Genomic DNA, 16,203 nt, shown 5'->3' on the forward strand with positions numbered 1-16,203 from the left:
GCGCACGATAACCCGGGCTCTGCCGGCGCCATTCCGCCCGCTCGGTCGCCCGGTCGGGGGACGGCCGGGCGCCCGGCGGATCAGGAGGCGGCGCGCGCCGGCTCGCGCGCGGCGGCGCGCGCGGGCTGCAGCACGGCGTCGAGCCGCGCCCCGACCTGCGTCCACTGGAACCGCTTCAGCACCCGGGCGCGGCCGGCGGCCCCCAGCTCCCGCCCCCGGGCCGGATCCCCGAGGAGCGCGAGCAGCGCCTCGGCGAGCGCAGACGGATCGCCGGGCGGGACGAGGAGGCCGGTCTTCCCCTCCTCGATGATCTCAGGGACCGCCTCCACCGCGGTCCCCACACAAGGGACGCCGCACGCCATCGCGTCGAGGAAGGCGATGCCGAACGGCTCGACGAGCGTGGGGAGGGCGAACACCGTCGCCCGCGAGAAGAGCTCCTCGAGCCCGTCGTAGGGCACCGGGCCGAGCTGCTCCGCCCCGTCGGGCAGCGCGAGCGGCTCCGGCGGGCCGGCGATGAGGAGCCGGGCGGCGGGCCGACGGCGCCGGACGCGCTCGAACGCGTCGAGCAGGATCGTGCCGCCCTTGCGGGCGAACTCGCGGCCGACGAAGAGGATCGTCTCGCCGTCGTCCGCGCGAGCGGGGCGCTCCGGCACCACGTTCGCGCCGGCCCCGACGACGACGATCCGCTCGCGCGCGAGGCCGTAGTCGCGGACGAGCGAGCGGGCGACGTTCTCCGAGAACGTCGCGATGGCGGCCGCCCCCCGGTAGCAGGCCCGCTCGCGCTCGAACCAGGCGCGCCCGTAGCGCGGCGGGGCGGCGAGGCCGGCCCGGCGAAACGCGGGGGCCGCCTCGGCGAGCGCCCGGGTGTGGTCGAGGAGCAGGACGTAGGGGAGGCGCGCGGGGAGCCCCGGCGAGAACAGCGCCCCGTTCTGGAGCACCACGTCGGGAGCAGGATCGAGCGCCGCGAGGGCCACGCCGAGGTGGCGCGAGTGGACGTCGAAGGCGTAGGGGGTGTTCCAGCGGTAGGTGAGCGCCTGGCTGCGGAAGCGCGCCGTCGCGAGCGCGAGGTGCACCGCCACGTCGCGCGTGAAGCGCGGCAGGCGCGTCGCCGGATCGCGCAGGTCGAGCGGCCCGCGCGCCGAGACCGGGGTGATCCGGTGCCCGAGGGCCCGCAGCGCGTGGGCGACGTGCAGGGTGACGCCGCTCTGTTCCCCGTAGTTGGTGTAGGCGATCGAGAGAGACGGGTCGGGTCGATCCATGCGCGTGTCGGTCCTCGCGGTCACCCGGGAAGATGTAGACCGCGCGGGAGCGGGGGAAGCCCTGCCGCGGGCCCCCGCTCGGACGGGTGGAGGGACGCCGCACCCGTGCGCGAGGCCCCGCGGGACCGCGCCCTTCAGCCGCCGCGCGCCTGCGCGGCGACCGCCGCGCCCCCGGCGCCGCGCCGCCCCTCGAGGAGGCCGCCCACCTCGCCGGCGATCACCCCGAGCACGATGAGCGCGCCGCCGCTCCAGTCGGTCACCCGGAGCGGCTCGCCGCCGTAGAAGTGGCTGAAGAGCGCCGCCGCCACCGGCTCGAGGGAGAAGATGAGCGCGGCGCGCACGGCGGTGGTGTGGCGCTGCCCCCAGTTCTGCACGAAGAACGCGAGGGCCGTCATGAGCACGCCCGTGAACACCACCGTCCCCGCGAAGACCGCCGCGCCCTCGGGCCGGTAGTAGCGCGCCTCGAACGGCAGCATCGCGGCGGCGCCGAGGAACGTGACGGCGATCTGAACGAGCGTGAGCGGCACCACCGGATGCCGCGGCGACCACTCGGACGTGTAGACGATCTGCAGCGCGAACGCGACCGCGCAGGCCGCGGTGAGGAGGTCGCCGAGCCGCACCCCCGCGTCCACGGGCTCGCCGAACGGGTGGGTGAGCAACCCGAGCCCGGCCACCGCGAGCGCAACCCCCGCCCAGCTCGCGAGCTTCACCCGCCGGCCGAGCAGGAAGCGGGCGACGAACGGGACGATGAGCACCGCGAGCCCGGTGAGGAACCCGGAGCGCGAGGGCGTCGTGTGATTGAGCCCGACCGTCTGGAGGACGAACCCGGCCAGCATGAAGACGCCGAGGAGCCCGCCGTGGCGGAGGAGCCCCGCGCCCACCCGGTCGCGCCGGACGAGCGCGACGGCGGCGAGGAGGGCGGCGGCGACCCCGAACCGCGCCGCGAGGAACACGCCCGGCGAGGCGACCGAGAGCACGCCCTTCACGAAGTGGAAGGTCGTGCCCCAGAACAGCGTGAGGATGAGCAGGGCGAGATCGGCCACGCGCGCTAGACCTCTCCCTCGAACCGGCCGTGCAGCTTCACCGGCGCTTCCTTGGTGCGCCGCATGCGCATGTTGAGCAGCTCGACCCCGAGCGAGAACGCCATCGCGAAGTAGATGTAGCCCTTCTCCACGTGCCGGCCGAACGACTCGGCGACGAGCATCACGCCGATGAGGATGAGGAAGGAGAGCGCCAGCATCTTCATGGTCGGGTGCCGCTCGACGAAGTCGCCGATCGCCCCGGCGAACACGAGCATCACCCCCACCGCGAGCACCATGGCCGTGACCATCACCGCGAGGTGCTGGGCCATGCCCACGGCGGTGATGACGGAGTCGAGCGAGAAGACGATGTCGAGGACGCCGATCTGGACGATGACGCCCCAGAAGCTCGCCGCGCCGCCCTGCCCCGCCGCCGCCTCCGGCCCGTGCTTCACCTCGAGCTTGTCGTGGATCTCGAACGTCGCCTTCGCGATGAGGAACAGCCCGCCCGCGAGGAGGATGAGGTCGCGCCCGGAGAACCCGTGGCCGGCGACGGCGAAGAGCTCGCGCGTGAGCCTCATCACCCAGCTGATCGCGAAGAGCAGGCCGAGCCGCGTCACGAGCGCGAAGGCGAGCCCGAGCCGGCGCGCGCTCGGCTGCTCCCCGGCGGGCAGCCGCCCGGCGAGGATGGTGAGGAACACGACGTTGTCGATGCCGAGGACGATCTCCATCGCGGCGAGCGTCGCGAGCGAGATCCAGGTGTCGGGCTGCGTGAGCAGGTCGAGCATGCCGGCCTCCCATGCCCGATGCGGGCGCCCTTGTCGAGCGGGAGCGGGCGCTCCCTGTCGCGCGGGGCGGGCCCGGGCGGGCGGCGTCAGCGGGCGAGGGCGAAGCGCCTCGGGCCGCCCGAGGGGGCGCGGATCACCTCGCCGCGGGCCTCGAGCAGCTCGAGGTTCGCGACCGTCTCGGACATGGTGAGGAAGGCGTCGCCCGGCTTCGCCCAGGGGAACAGGGCGCGGGAGAGCTCCCAGGCGGTCCGCGGCGCCTCTGCGAGGAGCTCGCGCAGCTTCGCCTGGCGCTTTCCGTAGAAGTCCACGAGCCGGTCGATCACCGCCCGGTGGCCGGAGAACGGCGGGCCGTGGCCGGGCAGCACGAGGTCGATCTCGAGGGCGTGCATGCGGCGGACGCTGTCGAGGTAGGCGAGGAGCGGGCGGAAGTAGCCCTCCTCGCCGCGGGGGCCGAGCTCGATGAGCGGGTTCGGCGAGACCTTCTGGAGGAGGTGGTCGTCCGAGAAGAAGAGCCGGCGCGCGCGGTCGTAGAGGCAGACGAGGCCGGGGGTGTGCCCCGGCATGTGGAGCACCTCGAGGTCGAGGTGGCGCCCGCGGATCCGCTCGCCCTCGCCGATGGGGCGCGCCTCCGGGACGCGGCGCGCGAGCTCGAAGCTCTTCTCCCCCGCGAGGGCGGTCGCCTCGATCACCTCCGCCGGCACGCCGAGGCGCGCGAGGTGCGCCGAGTAGGCGGCGGCGTGGTCGCGCCAGCGCCAGCCGCCCTCGGCGACCTTGGGCAGATCGGCCGGGTGCGCGAACACCGGCGGGCCGGCGCCGTGGCGCTCCTGGACGAAGCGCGCCCCGCCGTAGTGGTCCACGTGGCCGTGCGACACCACGATGCGCGAGACCTCGTCGAAGCGACGGCCGATGCGCCTGAACCCCTCCTCGATCGCGGCGTGCGCCTCGGTGCTCGCGAAGCCGGAGTCGAAGAGCACGAGCCCGCCGCCAGCCTCCTCGATGACGTAGACGTTGACCGGCCCGCCCGCCTGCGGGAACGGGATCGGCACCGCGATGCGTGTGACTCCGAGCCCGGCGAGCTCCGCTTCCGTCATCACCGGCTCTTCTTCAGCTTCTCGGCGAGCTCCGGCAGGGCCTTGAACAGGTCCGCCACGAGCCCGTAGTCCGCGAGCTGGAAGATCGGCGCGTCGGGGTCCTTGTTCACCGCCACGATCACCTTCGATCCCTTCATCCCGGCGAGGTGCTGGATGGCCCCGGAGATGCCGGCGGCCACGTAGAGCTCCGGCGCGACCACCTTGCCGGTCTGCCCGACCTGCCAGTCGTTCGGGACCCAGCCCGCGTCCACCGCCGCGCGGCTCGCGCCCACCGCGGCGTTGAGCTCGTCGGCGAGCGCCTCGATCGGCTTGAAGTCGCCCTTCGTGCCGCGGCCGCCCGCGACCACGATGCGCGCCTCGGTGAGCTCGGGCCGCGCGCTCTTCACCTCCGTGAACCCGGCGTAGCGCGTCCTGAGCGCGCCCGCGTCGACGCTCACCTGCGCCGTCGTCACCGCGCCCTTCCCCTCCTTCGCGGCGGCCGGGAACTCGGTGGCGCGCACGGTGAACACCTTCACCGGCGTCGCGAGGGCGACCTCGGCGAGGACGTTGCCCGCCCACATCGGCCGGCGGAACGTCACCTCCGCGCCCTCGCCGCCGAAGCCCAGCACCTCGGTGGCCATCGCGGCCTCGAGGAGGCCCGCCACGCGAGGGAGCAGGTCCTTGCCGAACGCGGTCGCCGCCGCGCCGACGTGGGTCGCCTCCACGGCGCGCGCGAGCTCGGCCACGACCGGCGCGTGCGCCTCGGCGAGCGGATGCTCGAGCACCGCCGCGTCGGCGGCGTGCACCTCCGCGCCGTAGCCGGCGAGCTCCTCGGCGACGGGGCCGATCCCGCTCCCCAGCACCGCCACGTGCAAGGTCCCGCCGGTGCGCCGCGCGACCTCGCGCCCCGCCGAGAGGGCGTGCAGGGTCGCCTTGCGGACCGCGCCGCCGAACTGCTCCGCCACGATGAGGACGTTCGCCATGATGTGCCTCGCGCGCTAGACGACCTTCGCCTCGCCGTGGAGCTTGCTGAAGAGCTCCTCGACGTCCGCCACCTTCACGCCGCCCTTGCGCGACGGCGGCGCCGACAGCTTCTTCACGACCACCTTCGGCGCGAGCTCCACGCCGAGCGCGGACGCCTGCAGCTCCTTCAGCTCCTTCTTCTTCGCCTTCATGATCCCGGGCAGCGAGGCGAAGCGCGGCTTGTTGAGCCTGAGGTCGGTCGTCACCACCGCCGGCAGCGAGACCTCGAGCGTCTCGACGCCGCCGTCGACCTCGCGCACCACCGCGAGCGACTTGCCGTCCGCGGCGAGCCTCAGGCCGGGCTCCTTCTTCTGCTCGGCCTCGCTCTCGAGGCTCTCCGTCTTCGAGGCGAAGGTCGCCTGCGGGAGCCGGAGCCGCGCGGCGAGGTACTGCCCGGCCTGGTTCTGGTCGTCGTCGATCGACTGCTTGCCGAGGATGACGAGGTCCGGCTTCTCCTGCTCGAACACCTTCGCGAGCACCGCCGAGACCCCCACCGGATCGAGCGGGCCGTCGTGGCGGACGAGGATCCCGCGGTCGGCGCCCATCGCCAGCGCCGCGCGGATCTCGGTGGCCGACTTGTCGCCCCCGATGGAGGCGACGATCACCTCGCCGCCGTGCTTCTCCTTCAGGCGAAGCGCCTCCTCGACGGCGATCTCGTCGAAGGGGTTCATCTTGTAGTTGACCCCGTCGGTGACGATCCCCGAGCCGTCGGGCTTCACCTTGATCTTCGACTCCGGGTCTTCCACCCGCTTCGCGGTCACGAGGATCTTGAGGCTCATGGATGCACCTGATTTCCGAATCGGTTCGAGGGCCGGCCAGATCTTGCGCAGCGCGGCATCGGACCGCAACCGAAAAGGCGGGCGCCTGTGCCCCACGAGGGCGCCGCCAGAAACGCGCGAAAGTGCGACAGACCGGATACGAGGTGGAGACGCGGGCCCCCGGAAGGGCCCATTCTCGCTCCGTCAAACTCGCTCCAAGGAGACATGAAGATGCGCAGCTCCCTCGCACTCGCGATCGCCGCCGTCGTGTTCGCCTTCCCCGCCGCCGCGCAGTCTCGCGCGCAGACCGAGTCCGCCATCAAGGGCACGGGCAAGTACGGGGCCGCCGGCTGCGGCCTCGGCTCGATGGCCTTCGGCGACACGCCGGGCGCCGTGCAGATCCTCGCCGCCACCACGAACGGCCTGTTCGGCACGCAGACCTTCGGCATCACCACCGGCACCTCGAACTGCGGCCCGGGCCTCTTCGCCATGGGCACGAAGAACTTCGTCGAGGCGAACCGCGAGGCGCTCGCGAAGGACATCTCCCGCGGCGAGGGCGAGGCCATCGGCGCGCTCACCGTCATCAACGCCTGCGGCGACTCGCACAAGGTCGGCGCCGCGCTGCAGAAGAACTTCAAGACAATCTTCCCGAGCGAGAGCGCGTCGAACGACGACGTGACGCGCGCCATCCTCGAGACGCTGCACGGCGACCAGAGCCTCGGCTGCGGCAAGAGCTAGGCGGAGCGGGGAGGGCCGAAAGCGGCCCCTCGTGGTAATCAGGAGCGCGGATGACCCCCAAGGTCGCCGCGCTCCTTCTTCTTTCCGTCCTCGCCGCCCTCCCCCGGAGCGCCGCGGCAGAGGCCGCTCCCGCGATCGCCCTCCCGACCGCGGCCGCGTCGCTCGTCGCGCGCGCCCGCGCCGCTCACCTCGCGGAGGATCCGGGCTGGCTCCGCCTCGGCCACTGGCGCAGGGGGCTCCTCGGCCTCCGCAGCGAGGTGGACGGGCGCGAGTTCTTCCTCGCCAAGGACGGCAAGACCGATCCGGCCGCCGAGCTCGAGGCCACCATCGCGGGCCTCTTCTCCCCCGGACCGTTCGCGGACGAGCTCGCCGATCCCTACTGCCGCTTCCCGGCCCGCGCCGCCTTCCTCGCCGCGCGGCTCGGGCTCGACCCGGCCGCCCTCCCGCCGCGCAGCTGCCCCAAGCTCGACGACTTCCTCGCCCGCGTCCGCCCCGCGGGCGTGACGCTCGTCTTCTCCTCCTACTACCTCAACAACCCCTCCTCCTCCTTCGGCCACACGCTGCTCCGCCTCGACAAGGCGGAGGGCGCCCGCGAGGGGAAGCACTTCGAGCTCCTCGACTACGGCGTCGACTACGCCGCCACGGTCGACACCTCGAACGCCATCCTCTACGCGGCGAAGGGGCTGTTCGGCCTCTTCAAGGGCGAGTTCAAGCACTACGCGTACTACTACAAGGTCCGGCAGTACGGAGACTTCGAGTCGCGCGACCTGTGGGAGTACGACCTCGCCCTCGCGCCCGAGGAGACGCAGCTCCTCGCGCGGCACCTCTGGGAGCTCGGCGGGACCTGGTTCGCCTACTGGTACCTCGACGAGAACTGCAGCTACCACGTGCTCGGCGCGCTGGAGGCGGCCGCGCCGCGGCTCGACCTCCTCTCGCACGTCGGCCGCGCCGTCGTCCTCCCCTCCGACACGCTGAAGGCGCTCTACGCGAACCCCGGCCTCGTCCGCGCCGTCCACTACCGCCCCTCGATCCGCACGCAGTTCGAGGCGCGCGCGCGCGACCTCTCCGGCCTCGAGCTCCGCACCGCGGTCGTGCTCGCGAGGAGCCCGGCGGCGCCCTTCCCGGAGGCGCTCGCGCCGGCGCGGCGCGTGGCGGTGCTCGACGCGGCCCAGGACCTCCTCGACCTGAAGCACGGGCGAAAGCTCGTCATGGGCGAGGATCCCGCCGCCGCGACGCTCCGCCAGGCGCTCCTCGAGCGCCGCGCGGAGATCCCGGTGGCGAGCGCGCCGCTCGAGGTGCCCGCGCCCGAGGCCCGCCGTCCGGACCAGGGCCACGGCTCGTTCCGCGTCGGGCTCGGGGGCGGCGCCGCGGACGCGCACGGCGGCTACGCCGCGCTCGAGACGCGGCTCGCCCTCCACGATCTCGCCGACCCGCTCCAGGGCTACCCGCCCACCGCGCAGATCGAGTTCCTGCCCGCGAGGCTGCGCTACTACCCGGAGCACCAGCGGCTCGAGCTCGACGACGCGTCGCTCGTCCGGGTGGTCTCGCTGAACCCGCTGTCGCGCTGGGACCAGCGCCCCTCGTGGCGGATGCGGGTGGGCGCGACGACCGTGCGCGACGGCGGCTGCGCGGGCTGCCTCGCCGGCGCCCTCGAGCTCGGCGGCGGCCTGGGCGCCGCGAACCTGGCCCGCGCGGTGGACCTCCTCGCCCTCGGCGACACCGAGCTCCTCGGCTCGCCGCGACTCGACGGCATCCGCGGCGCCGGCGTGCGGCTCGGGCTCGGCCCCTCCGCGCTCGTGCGGATCCGCGGCGGCGAGCGGGTGGTGCTGCTCGCCGAGGCGCGCTGGCGCTACCTGCCCTTCGCCACCCCCGAGCAGACCTGGGCCCTGTCCGGCACGCTCCGGCTGCACCTCACGCGCGCGCTGTCGCTCGCCCTCGAGGCGCGCGCCGCGCCCGAGGACCGCGACGTGCAGGCGGGCGTGCTCGTCTACCGGTGACGCACCGCGCGGCTCAGCGCTCCTGCCCGTAGCGCCGGACCCGCTCGGCGCCGCGCACGACGCGCAGCGCGCCCTCCGCGAGCGCGCGCAGCTCGTCCTCGCCGGGGAACACGTGGGTGGGGGCGATCCAGCCGACGCGGCGGCGCACGCCCTCGACGACGTGCGGGAGGTGGGCCATCCCGCCGGTGAGGAGCACCGCGTCGACCGCGCCCTCCAGGGCGGCGGCGAGCGCGCCGACGGCCTTCGCGATCTGGTAGCACATCGCGTCCACCACGACGCACGCCTGCGAGTCCCCGGCCTCGCAGCGCCGGATCGCCTGTCGCGCGTCGCGCGTGCCGAGGTACGAGTACAGGCCGCCGTCGCCGAAGAGCCGCCGCTTCAGCGCGCGCTCGTCCGCGCCCGGGGCGAAGCAGAGGTCCACGAGCGCCATCGACGGCACGCCGCCGGCGCGGTCGCCGGAGAACGGCCCCTCGTCCTGGGGGTTCACGACGTCCACCATCCGCCCCTCGCGCTGCGCGGAGAGCGAGACGCCCGTGCCCATGTGGACCACCACGAGCCGCAGGTCCTCGAGCGCGCGGCCGGCCTGCGCCGCGTAGCGCCGCGCCACCGCCCGCATGTTGAGCGCGTGCGAGAAGCTCCGGCGCTCGACGCCGCACAGGCCGGAGACGCGGGCGACCGGATCGAGCTCGTCCACCGAGACCGGGTCGACGATGAAGGCCGGGCAGCCGTGGTCCTCGGCGAGCGCGCTCGCCATGGGCGCGCCGAGGTTCGAGGCGTGCTCCCCGCGCTCGGCGCGCTCGAGGTCCTCGAGCATGGCGGCGTCGACGAGGTAGGTGCCGGAGCGGAGCGGCGGCAGGAGCCCGCCGCGGCCCGCGACGGCGGCGAGCGCGCCGCGGCCGACGCCGGCGTCGCCGAGGAGCGCCCGGGCCGCGTCGAGGCGCACCGGCAGCTCGTCGAGGACGCGCGCGGCGGGGCGCTCCATGAGCGCCGGGTGGGTGAGCTTCTCCTCGCGCACCAGCGCGTCGCCGCGGTAGAGCGCGAGCTTCGTCGAGCCCGCGCCCGGGTTCACCGCGAGGACGAGCGGCTCCGCGCCCGCCGTGTCGGTCGTCATGGCCGTCCGTCCCCGGGCGAAGGCGCGCCGCCGCCCGCCGCGGCGAGGGAGGCCGCCGAGAGCACGCCGAGCGCGATCGAGTAGATCTTGTCCTCCGCCCGCTCCACGCGGGACGGGATGAGCACCGGCGCGCGCGCGCCGACGATGACGTGCCCGACGTGGCGGCGGGCGAGGTAGGTGAAGGCCTTGCCGAGGGCGTTCCCGGTCTCGATGGAGGGCACGAGCAGGAGGTCGGCGTGACCGGCCACCGGGTGGTCGATGCCCTTCGCGCGCGCCGCCTCGGGGCTGAGCGCGTTGTCGAGGGCGAGCGGGCCGGAGACGACGCAGCCCGCGAGCTCGCCGCGCGCGTTCGCCTCGGCGAGCGCCTGGGCGTCCTTCGTCGCCGCCATCGCCTCGTTCACGGTCTCGACCGCGCACAGGCAGGCCACCTTGGGCCGCTCGTAGCCGAGCGCCTGGAAGAGCCGGACCGCGTTCTCCACGATCTCCTTCTTCTGCGCGAGGCCCGGCGCGACGTTCACCCCGCCGTCGGTGACGCCGAGGAGCCGCGGCCGCTCGGAGAGCGGGTGATCGGCGACGAGCACGTCGGAGAGGAGCCGCCCGGCGCGGAGCCCGTCGGCGCGGTCCAGGATGGCGCGCAAAAGCTCGGCCGTCGGCAGCCGGCCCTTCATGAGCACGGCCGCCTCCCCGCCGCGCACCATCGCCACCGCGCGCCGCGCCGCGTCGGCGTCGGTCTCGGCCGGCTCGATGCGGTAATCGCCGGGATCCTCGCCGGCGGCCGCGAGCCGCGCCCGGATCCCGGCCGGCGAGCCGACGAGCACGATCTCCGCGATCTTCTGGCGCCGCGCGAGCGCCGCCGCCGCGAGCGCGGTCTCGTTCTCCGCCGCCGCCACGGCCACGCGAAGTGGACCTCTGGCGCGGGCGGCGGCGACGAGCCGCTCGAGCGTGGGGATGGGAATCATCGCAGCCCTCGCGGTACTATGCCGTCCCTTTGCCCAATCTCGCCACCGGCCGGCCGGCTTTTACACCGGCCTGCCGCGCCCTGCACGTCCCGTGATGAGGCGCGCGCGAGGAGGAGACGCGCTTCTCATGGAACGACGGCTTCTTTCCGGCGACGAGGCGGTCGCGGCGGCCGCGGCGGACGGGGGGGTGCACCTCGGCACCGGCTACCCCGGGACCCCCTCCACCGAGATCCTCGAGGCGTTCTCGACCCTCGGCGGCAAGGCCCAGTGGGCGCCCAACGAGAAGGTGGCGCTCGAGGTCGGGCTCGGCGCCGCCTTCGCCGGCGCGCGCGCGATCGTCACCATGAAGCACGTGGGCCTGAACGTCGCCGCCGACCCGCTCTTCACCTCCGCCTACACCGGGGTCACGGGCGCGCTCGTCGTGGTGGCCGCCGACGATCCGGGCATGGCCTCCTCGCAGAACGAGCAGGACAGCCGCCGCTACGCGGTCGCCGCCGGGCTGCCCATGCTCGAGCCGGCCGACTCGCAGGAGGCCTACGACCTCGCCCTCGCCGCGCTCGAGCTCTCGGAGCGCTGGCAGCTCCCGGTGATCCTGCGGATGACCACCCGGGTGTGCCACTCGAAGTCGATCGTCACCCGCCGCGCCGCGAGCGCGCCCGCGCCGGTCCCGCGTTTCCGCCGGGACGTCGCCGCCCGCGTGATGATCCCCGCCTACGCCCGCCCGGCCCACCGCCGGCTGCGCACGAAGCTCGACAGCCTGCAGGCCTTCGGCGAGACCTCGCCGCTCGCGGTGTGGCGCGAGGGGGACGGCAAGCTCGGCATCGTCGCGAACGGCGTCACCGCGCGGCACGCCCGCGAGGCGGCGCCGGGGGCGAGCCTGCTCGAGCTGAAGCTCGTCCACCCGCTCCCGCTCGAGAAGATCCGCGCCTTCGCCGCCTCGGTCGAGCGCTGCGTCGTCCTCGAGGAGGGCGACCCTGTCATCGCCGACGCGGTGCGCGCGGCGGGCATCGCGGTCGAGGCCAAGGCGCCCGCGTTCCGGTTCGGGGAGCTCGACGTCCCGCGCGTGCGCCGCATCCTCGCGCGCGACCTCACGCCCGAGCCGGAGCCGCCGAAGGGCAAGCCCCCGCAGCTCTGCGAGGCCTGCCCCTACCACCCCGTCTACTCGACCCTGAAGAAGCTCGGCTGCATCGTGGCGGGCGACATCGGCTGCTACACGCTCGGCGTGCTCCCGCCGTACGAGGGGATGGACACCTGCGTGGCGATGGGCGCGTCCCTCGGGGTGGGGCTCGGGCTCCGCCACGTCCTGCCCGAGGAGGACGCGCGCAAGGTGGTGTCGATCATCGGCGACTCGACCTTCGTCCACACCGGCCTGAACGGGCTCGTCGAGATGGTCTACAACCCGCCGCCCACCGGCCACGTGCTCGTCGTGCTCGACAACGGCACCACCGCCATGACCGGCCAGCAGGAGCACCCCGGCACCGGCCGCACGCTCGACCACGCCCCCACCGGCAAGCTCTCGATCGAGGGGCTCGCAAGGGCGCTCGGCGTGCGGAACGTGGACGTGGTCGATCCCATCGCCGAGCCGGCCGGGTTCGAGAAGCTCCTCGTCGACCGGCTGGCGCGCCGCGAGCTCTCGGTGGTCGTCGCGCGCCGCCCGTGCATCCTCGCCGCCGCCGACATCCGCAAGTACGAGAAGGCCGCGGCCGCCGCGGGCTGCGCGGCCTGCCCGGAGATCGAGAATGTCTGACCGCGTGGACGTGGTGAACGTGGTGTTCGCGGGCCTCGGCGGCCAGGGCGTCATCAAGGCCTCGGACATCCTCGCCGACGCCGCCTTCCGCGCCGGGCGCGACGTGAAGAAGGCCGAGGTCCACGGGATGAGCCAGCGGGGCGGCTCGGTCACCTCCGACGTCCGCTTCGGGCGCGAGGTGCTCTCGCCCATGGTGCCGGGCGGGGAGGCGGACTACCTCGTCGTCCTCTCCGCCTCGGAGATCGCCGTCACCCGCCCGCTGCTCGGGCCGCGCGGCGTGCTCATCCCGCCCGACCTCGTCGACGAGGCGACGCTGCCGAACCGCAAGAGCCTCAACGTCGCCCTGCTCGGCGCGCTCGCCCGCCTCCTCGACCTACCCGAGGAGCACTGGCTCGCGGCGATCCGCGCGGCGCTGCCGGAGCGGCTGCACGAGGTGAACGAGAAGGCGTTCCGGATCGGCCGCGCGGCGGCGCTCCGGACCTAGGACACCCACACACGGCGGGCGGCGGGGACGGGGACGAACGAAAGGAGCGGCTCCAGGTGAGCAGCCAGTGGAACGACGCGCCCGGGGGCTTCCACCCCGCGAGCGCCCCCGACTTCCTGCCGCGGCGCGAGCTCGCGCGGCTCCAGCTCGGAAGGCTCCGATCGGTCGTCGAGCGCGCCCACGCGCGCGTCGAGCTCTTCCGGCGGCGCATGGAGGAGCGGGGCGTCACGCCCGCCGACGTGCGCTCGCTCGAGGACCTCGGTCGGCTCCCCTTCACGGTGAAGACCGACCTGCGCGACACCTATCCGTTCGGCCTGTTCGCGAGCCCGATGGAGCAGATCGTGAGGCTCCACGCCTCCTCGGGCACGACCGGCAAGCCCATCGTCGTCGCCTACACCGAGGCGGATCTGCGGGTGTGGACGAGCGTGATGGTGCGCACCTTCGCCGCCTGCGGGCTGCACCGCGGCGACGTGATCCAGAACGCCTACGGCTACGGCCTGTTCACCGGCGGCCTCGGCGCCCACTACGGCGCCGAGGCGCTCGGCGCGACGGTGATCCCCATCTCCGGCGGCAACACCGAGCGCCAGCTCATGGTGCTGCAGGACTTCGGCGCGACCGCCATCTGCTGCACGCCCTCGTACATGATCCACCTCGTCGAGCGGGCGCGCGAGGCGGGCATCTCCTTCGAGCGGCTCAAGGTGGGCGTCTTCGGCGCCGAGCCCTGGACGGAGGAGATGCGCCGTCACATCGAGGCGGCCGCCGGCATCCGCGCCCACGACGTGTACGGCCTCTCGGAGATCATCGGCCCGGGCGTCGGCATCGAGTGCGAGCGGCGCGACGGCCTGCACCTCTTCGAGGACCACTTCTACCCCGAGATCATCGACCCGGAGACGGGCGAGGTCCTCCCCGACGGCGCGGAGGGCGAGCTCGTCCTCACCACGCTCTCGAAGGAGGCGATGCCGATGATCCGCTACCGCACGCGCGACATCACCTCGATCGTCCCCGAGCCGTGCGCCTGCGGCCGCACCCTGCGCCGCATCCGCCGCATCGGCCGCCGCTCGGACGACATGCTCATCATCCGCGGGGTGAACGTGTTCCCCTCGCAGGTGGAGGCGGCGCTCCTCGCCGTCGAGGGGACCCTGCCGCACTACCAGATCGTCCTCGCCCGCGTGCAGGGCCTCGACGAGATGGAGGTGCAGGTGGAGGTGACGCCGGAGGTGTTCTCCGACGTCATCGGCGCGCTCGAGGCGCTCCGGCGCAGGCTCGAGGCCGCCATCGACCACGTCGTCGGCATCCGCGTGAAGGTGACGCTCGTCGCGCCGCGCACGCTCGCCCGCAGCGAGGGCAAGGCGAAGCGCGTCCTCGACCGGCGCAACATGTAGGAGGGGGTCCCGTGAAGATCCGTCAGCTCTCCGTGTTCCTCGAGAACCGCCCCGGCCAGCTCCGCTTCCCCTGCAAGGCGCTCGGCGATGCCGGCATCGACATCGTCACCATGTCGCTCGCCGACACGGCGCAGTTCGGCATCCTGCGCCTCGTCGTGAAGGAGTGGGAGCGCGCGAAGTCGGTGCTCGAGGCCGCCGGGGTGGTGGTGAACGTGACGGAGGTGCTCGCCGTCGACGTGCCGGACCGCCCGGGCGGGCTCGCCGCGGTGCTCGAGGCCTTCGAGCAGGCCGGCGTCGGCGTCGAGTACATGTACCCCTCCGCCTCGCGCGAGCGCGGCCGCCACGCCACGCTGCTCTTCCGGCTCGAGGACCCCGACCGCGCCGAGAAGCTGCTCGAGGCGGCGGGCGTGAAGCTCGTCGGCCCCGCCGAGCTGTTCGCGCGCTCGTAGGGGACGCCGTGACGACCCCCGTGCTCGAGAGCCCGATCTTCGACCCCGCCGAGACGCTCCCCGTCCCGGAGCGGCGCGCGCTGCAGGCGCGCCGCCTCGCCGAGACGGTCCGCCGCGCGAGCGCCGTCCCGTTCTACCGCGACGCGCTCGGCCGCGCCGGCGCGACGCCCGAGGCGATCCGCGCCGTGGACGACGTCCGCCGGCTGCCCTTCACCACAAAGGACGACCTCCGCGAGACCTACCCGCTCGGCCTGCTGGCGGTGCCGAGGGGCGAGCTCGCCCGCGTGCACGGCTCCTCCGGGACGACCGGCAAGCCCACCTTCGTCGCCTACACCCGGCGCGACCTCGACACCTGGTCCGGCCTCGTCGCGCGCTTCCTCGTCGCGGGCGGGCTGCGCCCGGACCACCTCGTCCACGTGGCCTTCGGCTACGGCCTGTTCACGGGCGGCTTCGGCCTGCACTACGGCATCGAGCGGGTGGGCGCGGCGGTCGTGCCCGCCGCCGGCGGCAACACCCCGCGCCAGGTGATGCTCATCCGCGACCTCGGCGCCGAGGTGCTCGTCTGCACGCCGTCGTACGCGCTGCACATCGCGGAGGTGGCGGCCGCGGAGGGCTTCCGCCCGGGCGACCTGCCGCTCCGGCTCGGGCACTTCGGCGGCGAGCCGTGGACCGAGGAGATGCGCGCGGCCATCGAGAGCGCGCTCGGGATCCGCGCGTTCAACAACTACGGGCTCTCCGAGGTCATCGGCCCGGGCGTCTCCGGCGAGTGCCCCTACCGCACCGGCATGCACGTGCAGGAGGACCACTTCCTCGTCGAGTGCGTCGACCCGGACACCCTGGCCCACGTGCCCGACGGCCAGGTGGGCGAGCTCGTCTTCACGACGCTCACCAAGGAGGCGATGCCGGTCCTGCGCTACCGGACGCGCGACCTCGCCGCCCTCGACCGCTCGCCCTGCCCCTGCGGCCGCACCGGCGTGCGGATGAGCCGGGTGGTGGGCCGCTCCGACGACATGCTCATCATCCGCGGGGTGAACGTCTTCCCCTCGCAGATCGAGGAGGCGCTGCTCCGCGTCGAGGGCACGGCGCCGCACTACCTCATCGAGGTCTCGCGCCCGGGCTCGCTCGACGAGGCGGTCGTGAAGGTGGAGATGCGCCCCTCGGACTTCCGCGACGAGATGCGGCAGCTCCAGGAGCTGCACGACCGGATCGACCGCGAGATCCACGCCGTGACCGGCGTGCGCATGGCGGTCGAGCTCGTCGCGCCGAACACGCTCGAGCGCTCCGCCGGCAAGGCGCGGCGGGTGCTCGATCACCGGCGTACGGGCTGAACGACAGTTCGAGGTTCGCTTCACCTTCGGTGACGCGAACCTCGCTGTCGTTCAGCCATGTTCGAACGGGGGCTGCGCCCCCGCCCCGCCG

15 protein-coding genes are annotated in these 16,203 nt (G+C 74.1%); 7 read left to right on the forward strand and 8 right to left on the reverse strand.

The genetic code is table 11. The features are described 5' to 3' along the window. Positions 1–80: 80 nt before the first annotated feature. The 6 genes from MLV88_RS21540 to MLV88_RS21565 form a co-directional block, all read right to left on the reverse strand. Positions 81–1,259 carry a glycosyltransferase family 4 protein gene (locus MLV88_RS21540; RefSeq protein ID WP_242333966.1) on the reverse strand — a complete coding sequence of 393 codons (1,179 nt, stop codon included), beginning with the start codon at positions 1,257–1,259 and terminating at the stop codon, positions 81–83. A gap of 134 nt (positions 1,260–1,393) precedes the next feature. Continuing rightward, complete coding sequence (locus tag MLV88_RS21545; RefSeq protein ID WP_242333968.1) at positions 1,394–2,302, reverse strand: DMT family transporter; 909 nt, start codon at positions 2,300–2,302, stop codon at positions 1,394–1,396. A 5-nt stretch (positions 2,303–2,307) separates the two neighbouring features. Beyond that, positions 2,308–3,066 carry a TerC family protein gene (locus MLV88_RS21550; protein ID WP_243338667.1) on the reverse strand — a complete coding sequence of 253 codons (759 nt, stop codon included), beginning with the start codon at positions 3,064–3,066 and terminating at the stop codon, positions 2,308–2,310. Between the two features lie 86 nt (positions 3,067–3,152). After that, on the reverse strand, positions 3,153–4,157 hold the full coding sequence (locus MLV88_RS21555; RefSeq protein WP_242333975.1) for an MBL fold metallo-hydrolase: 1,005 nt from the start codon (positions 4,155–4,157) through the stop codon (positions 3,153–3,155). Beyond that, positions 4,157–5,119, reverse strand: coding sequence for an electron transfer flavoprotein subunit alpha/FixB family protein (locus MLV88_RS21560; protein ID WP_242333978.1), 963 nt, complete (start codon positions 5,117–5,119; stop codon positions 4,157–4,159). The genes MLV88_RS21555 and MLV88_RS21560 overlap by 1 nt, the downstream gene beginning before the upstream one ends. A gap of 15 nt (positions 5,120–5,134) precedes the next feature. Next, positions 5,135–5,938 (reverse strand): electron transfer flavoprotein subunit beta/FixA family protein, encoded by an 804-nt coding sequence (locus MLV88_RS21565; RefSeq protein WP_242333981.1) that lies wholly within the window; start codon positions 5,936–5,938, stop codon positions 5,135–5,137. Between the two features lie 210 nt (positions 5,939–6,148). On the opposite strand from MLV88_RS21565, the gene MLV88_RS21570 reads away from it, so the two are divergent. Both MLV88_RS21570 and MLV88_RS21575 read left to right on the forward strand, forming a co-directional pair. Then, on the forward strand, positions 6,149–6,655 hold the full coding sequence (locus MLV88_RS21570; protein WP_242333983.1) for a DUF3015 family protein: 507 nt from the start codon (positions 6,149–6,151) through the stop codon (positions 6,653–6,655). A 50-nt stretch (positions 6,656–6,705) separates the two neighbouring features. After that, positions 6,706–8,652 (forward strand): Lnb N-terminal periplasmic domain-containing protein, encoded by a 1,947-nt coding sequence (locus MLV88_RS21575; RefSeq protein ID WP_242333985.1) that lies wholly within the window; start codon positions 6,706–6,708, stop codon positions 8,650–8,652. A gap of 13 nt (positions 8,653–8,665) precedes the next feature. On the opposite strand, the gene buk is transcribed toward MLV88_RS21575, so the two are convergent. Both buk and MLV88_RS21585 read right to left on the reverse strand, forming a co-directional pair. After that, a complete protein-coding gene (gene buk, locus MLV88_RS21580; RefSeq protein ID WP_242333988.1) occupies positions 8,666–9,763 on the reverse strand; it encodes a butyrate kinase in 1,098 nt (365 codons plus the stop codon). Continuing rightward, positions 9,760–10,722 carry a bifunctional enoyl-CoA hydratase/phosphate acetyltransferase gene (locus MLV88_RS21585; protein WP_242333991.1) on the reverse strand — a complete coding sequence of 321 codons (963 nt, stop codon included), beginning with the start codon at positions 10,720–10,722 and terminating at the stop codon, positions 9,760–9,762. Before MLV88_RS21585 ends, buk begins: the two co-directional genes overlap by 4 nt. A 127-nt stretch (positions 10,723–10,849) precedes the next feature. On the opposite strand from MLV88_RS21585, the gene MLV88_RS21590 reads away from it, so the two are divergent. The 5 genes from MLV88_RS21590 to MLV88_RS21610 are packed head-to-tail and all read left to right on the forward strand — an operon-like array spanning position 10,850 to position 16,112. Then, on the forward strand, positions 10,850–12,469 hold the full coding sequence (locus MLV88_RS21590) for a thiamine pyrophosphate-dependent enzyme (RefSeq protein ID WP_242333994.1): 1,620 nt from the start codon (positions 10,850–10,852) through the stop codon (positions 12,467–12,469). Next, positions 12,462–12,953 (forward strand): 2-oxoacid:acceptor oxidoreductase family protein, encoded by a 492-nt coding sequence (locus tag MLV88_RS21595; protein ID WP_242333997.1) that lies wholly within the window; start codon positions 12,462–12,464, stop codon positions 12,951–12,953. Before MLV88_RS21590 ends, MLV88_RS21595 begins: the two co-directional genes overlap by 8 nt. Positions 12,954–13,009: 56 nt before the next feature. Further along, positions 13,010–14,335: a phenylacetate--CoA ligase family protein gene (locus tag MLV88_RS21600; RefSeq protein WP_242334000.1), complete on the forward strand. Its 1,326-nt coding sequence runs from the start codon at positions 13,010–13,012 to the stop codon at positions 14,333–14,335. An 11-nt stretch (positions 14,336–14,346) separates the two neighbouring features. Beyond that, positions 14,347–14,784, forward strand: coding sequence for an ACT domain-containing protein (locus MLV88_RS21605; protein WP_242334003.1), 438 nt, complete (start codon positions 14,347–14,349; stop codon positions 14,782–14,784). Between the two features lie 8 nt (positions 14,785–14,792). Then, positions 14,793–16,112: a phenylacetate--CoA ligase family protein gene (locus MLV88_RS21610; RefSeq protein ID WP_243338668.1), complete on the forward strand. Its 1,320-nt coding sequence runs from the start codon at positions 14,793–14,795 to the stop codon at positions 16,110–16,112. Positions 16,113–16,203 lie beyond the last annotated feature (91 nt).

The sequence above is a fragment of the Anaeromyxobacter soli genome, assembly GCF_022808855.1.
Taxonomy (GTDB): Bacteria; Myxococcota; Myxococcia; order Myxococcales; family Anaeromyxobacteraceae; genus Anaeromyxobacter; species Anaeromyxobacter soli.

Excerpts from the sequence above, each read along its gene's own strand:
- MLV88_RS21540 (WP_242333966.1), bottom strand. The coding sequence starts at position 1,259 with ATGGATCGACCCGACCCGTCTCTCTCGATCGCCTACACCAACTACGGG.
- MLV88_RS21550 (WP_243338667.1), bottom strand. The coding sequence starts at position 3,066 with ATGCTCGACCTGCTCACGCAGCCCGACACCTGGATCTCGCTCGCGACG.
- MLV88_RS21555 (WP_242333975.1), bottom strand. The coding sequence starts at position 4,157 with ATGACGGAAGCGGAGCTCGCCGGGCTCGGAGTCACACGCATCGCGGTG.
- MLV88_RS21560 (WP_242333978.1), bottom strand. The coding sequence starts at position 5,119 with ATGGCGAACGTCCTCATCGTGGCGGAGCAGTTCGGCGGCGCGGTCCGC.
- MLV88_RS21565 (WP_242333981.1), bottom strand. The coding sequence starts at position 5,938 with ATGAGCCTCAAGATCCTCGTGACCGCGAAGCGGGTGGAAGACCCGGAG.
- MLV88_RS21570 (WP_242333983.1), top strand. The coding sequence starts at position 6,149 with ATGCGCAGCTCCCTCGCACTCGCGATCGCCGCCGTCGTGTTCGCCTTC.
- MLV88_RS21575 (WP_242333985.1), top strand. The coding sequence starts at position 6,706 with ATGACCCCCAAGGTCGCCGCGCTCCTTCTTCTTTCCGTCCTCGCCGCC.
- buk (WP_242333988.1), bottom strand. The coding sequence starts at position 9,763 with ATGACGACCGACACGGCGGGCGCGGAGCCGCTCGTCCTCGCGGTGAAC.
- MLV88_RS21585 (WP_242333991.1), bottom strand. The coding sequence starts at position 10,722 with ATGATTCCCATCCCCACGCTCGAGCGGCTCGTCGCCGCCGCCCGCGCC.
- MLV88_RS21590 (WP_242333994.1), top strand. The coding sequence starts at position 10,850 with ATGGAACGACGGCTTCTTTCCGGCGACGAGGCGGTCGCGGCGGCCGCG.
- MLV88_RS21595 (WP_242333997.1), top strand. The coding sequence starts at position 12,462 with ATGTCTGACCGCGTGGACGTGGTGAACGTGGTGTTCGCGGGCCTCGGC.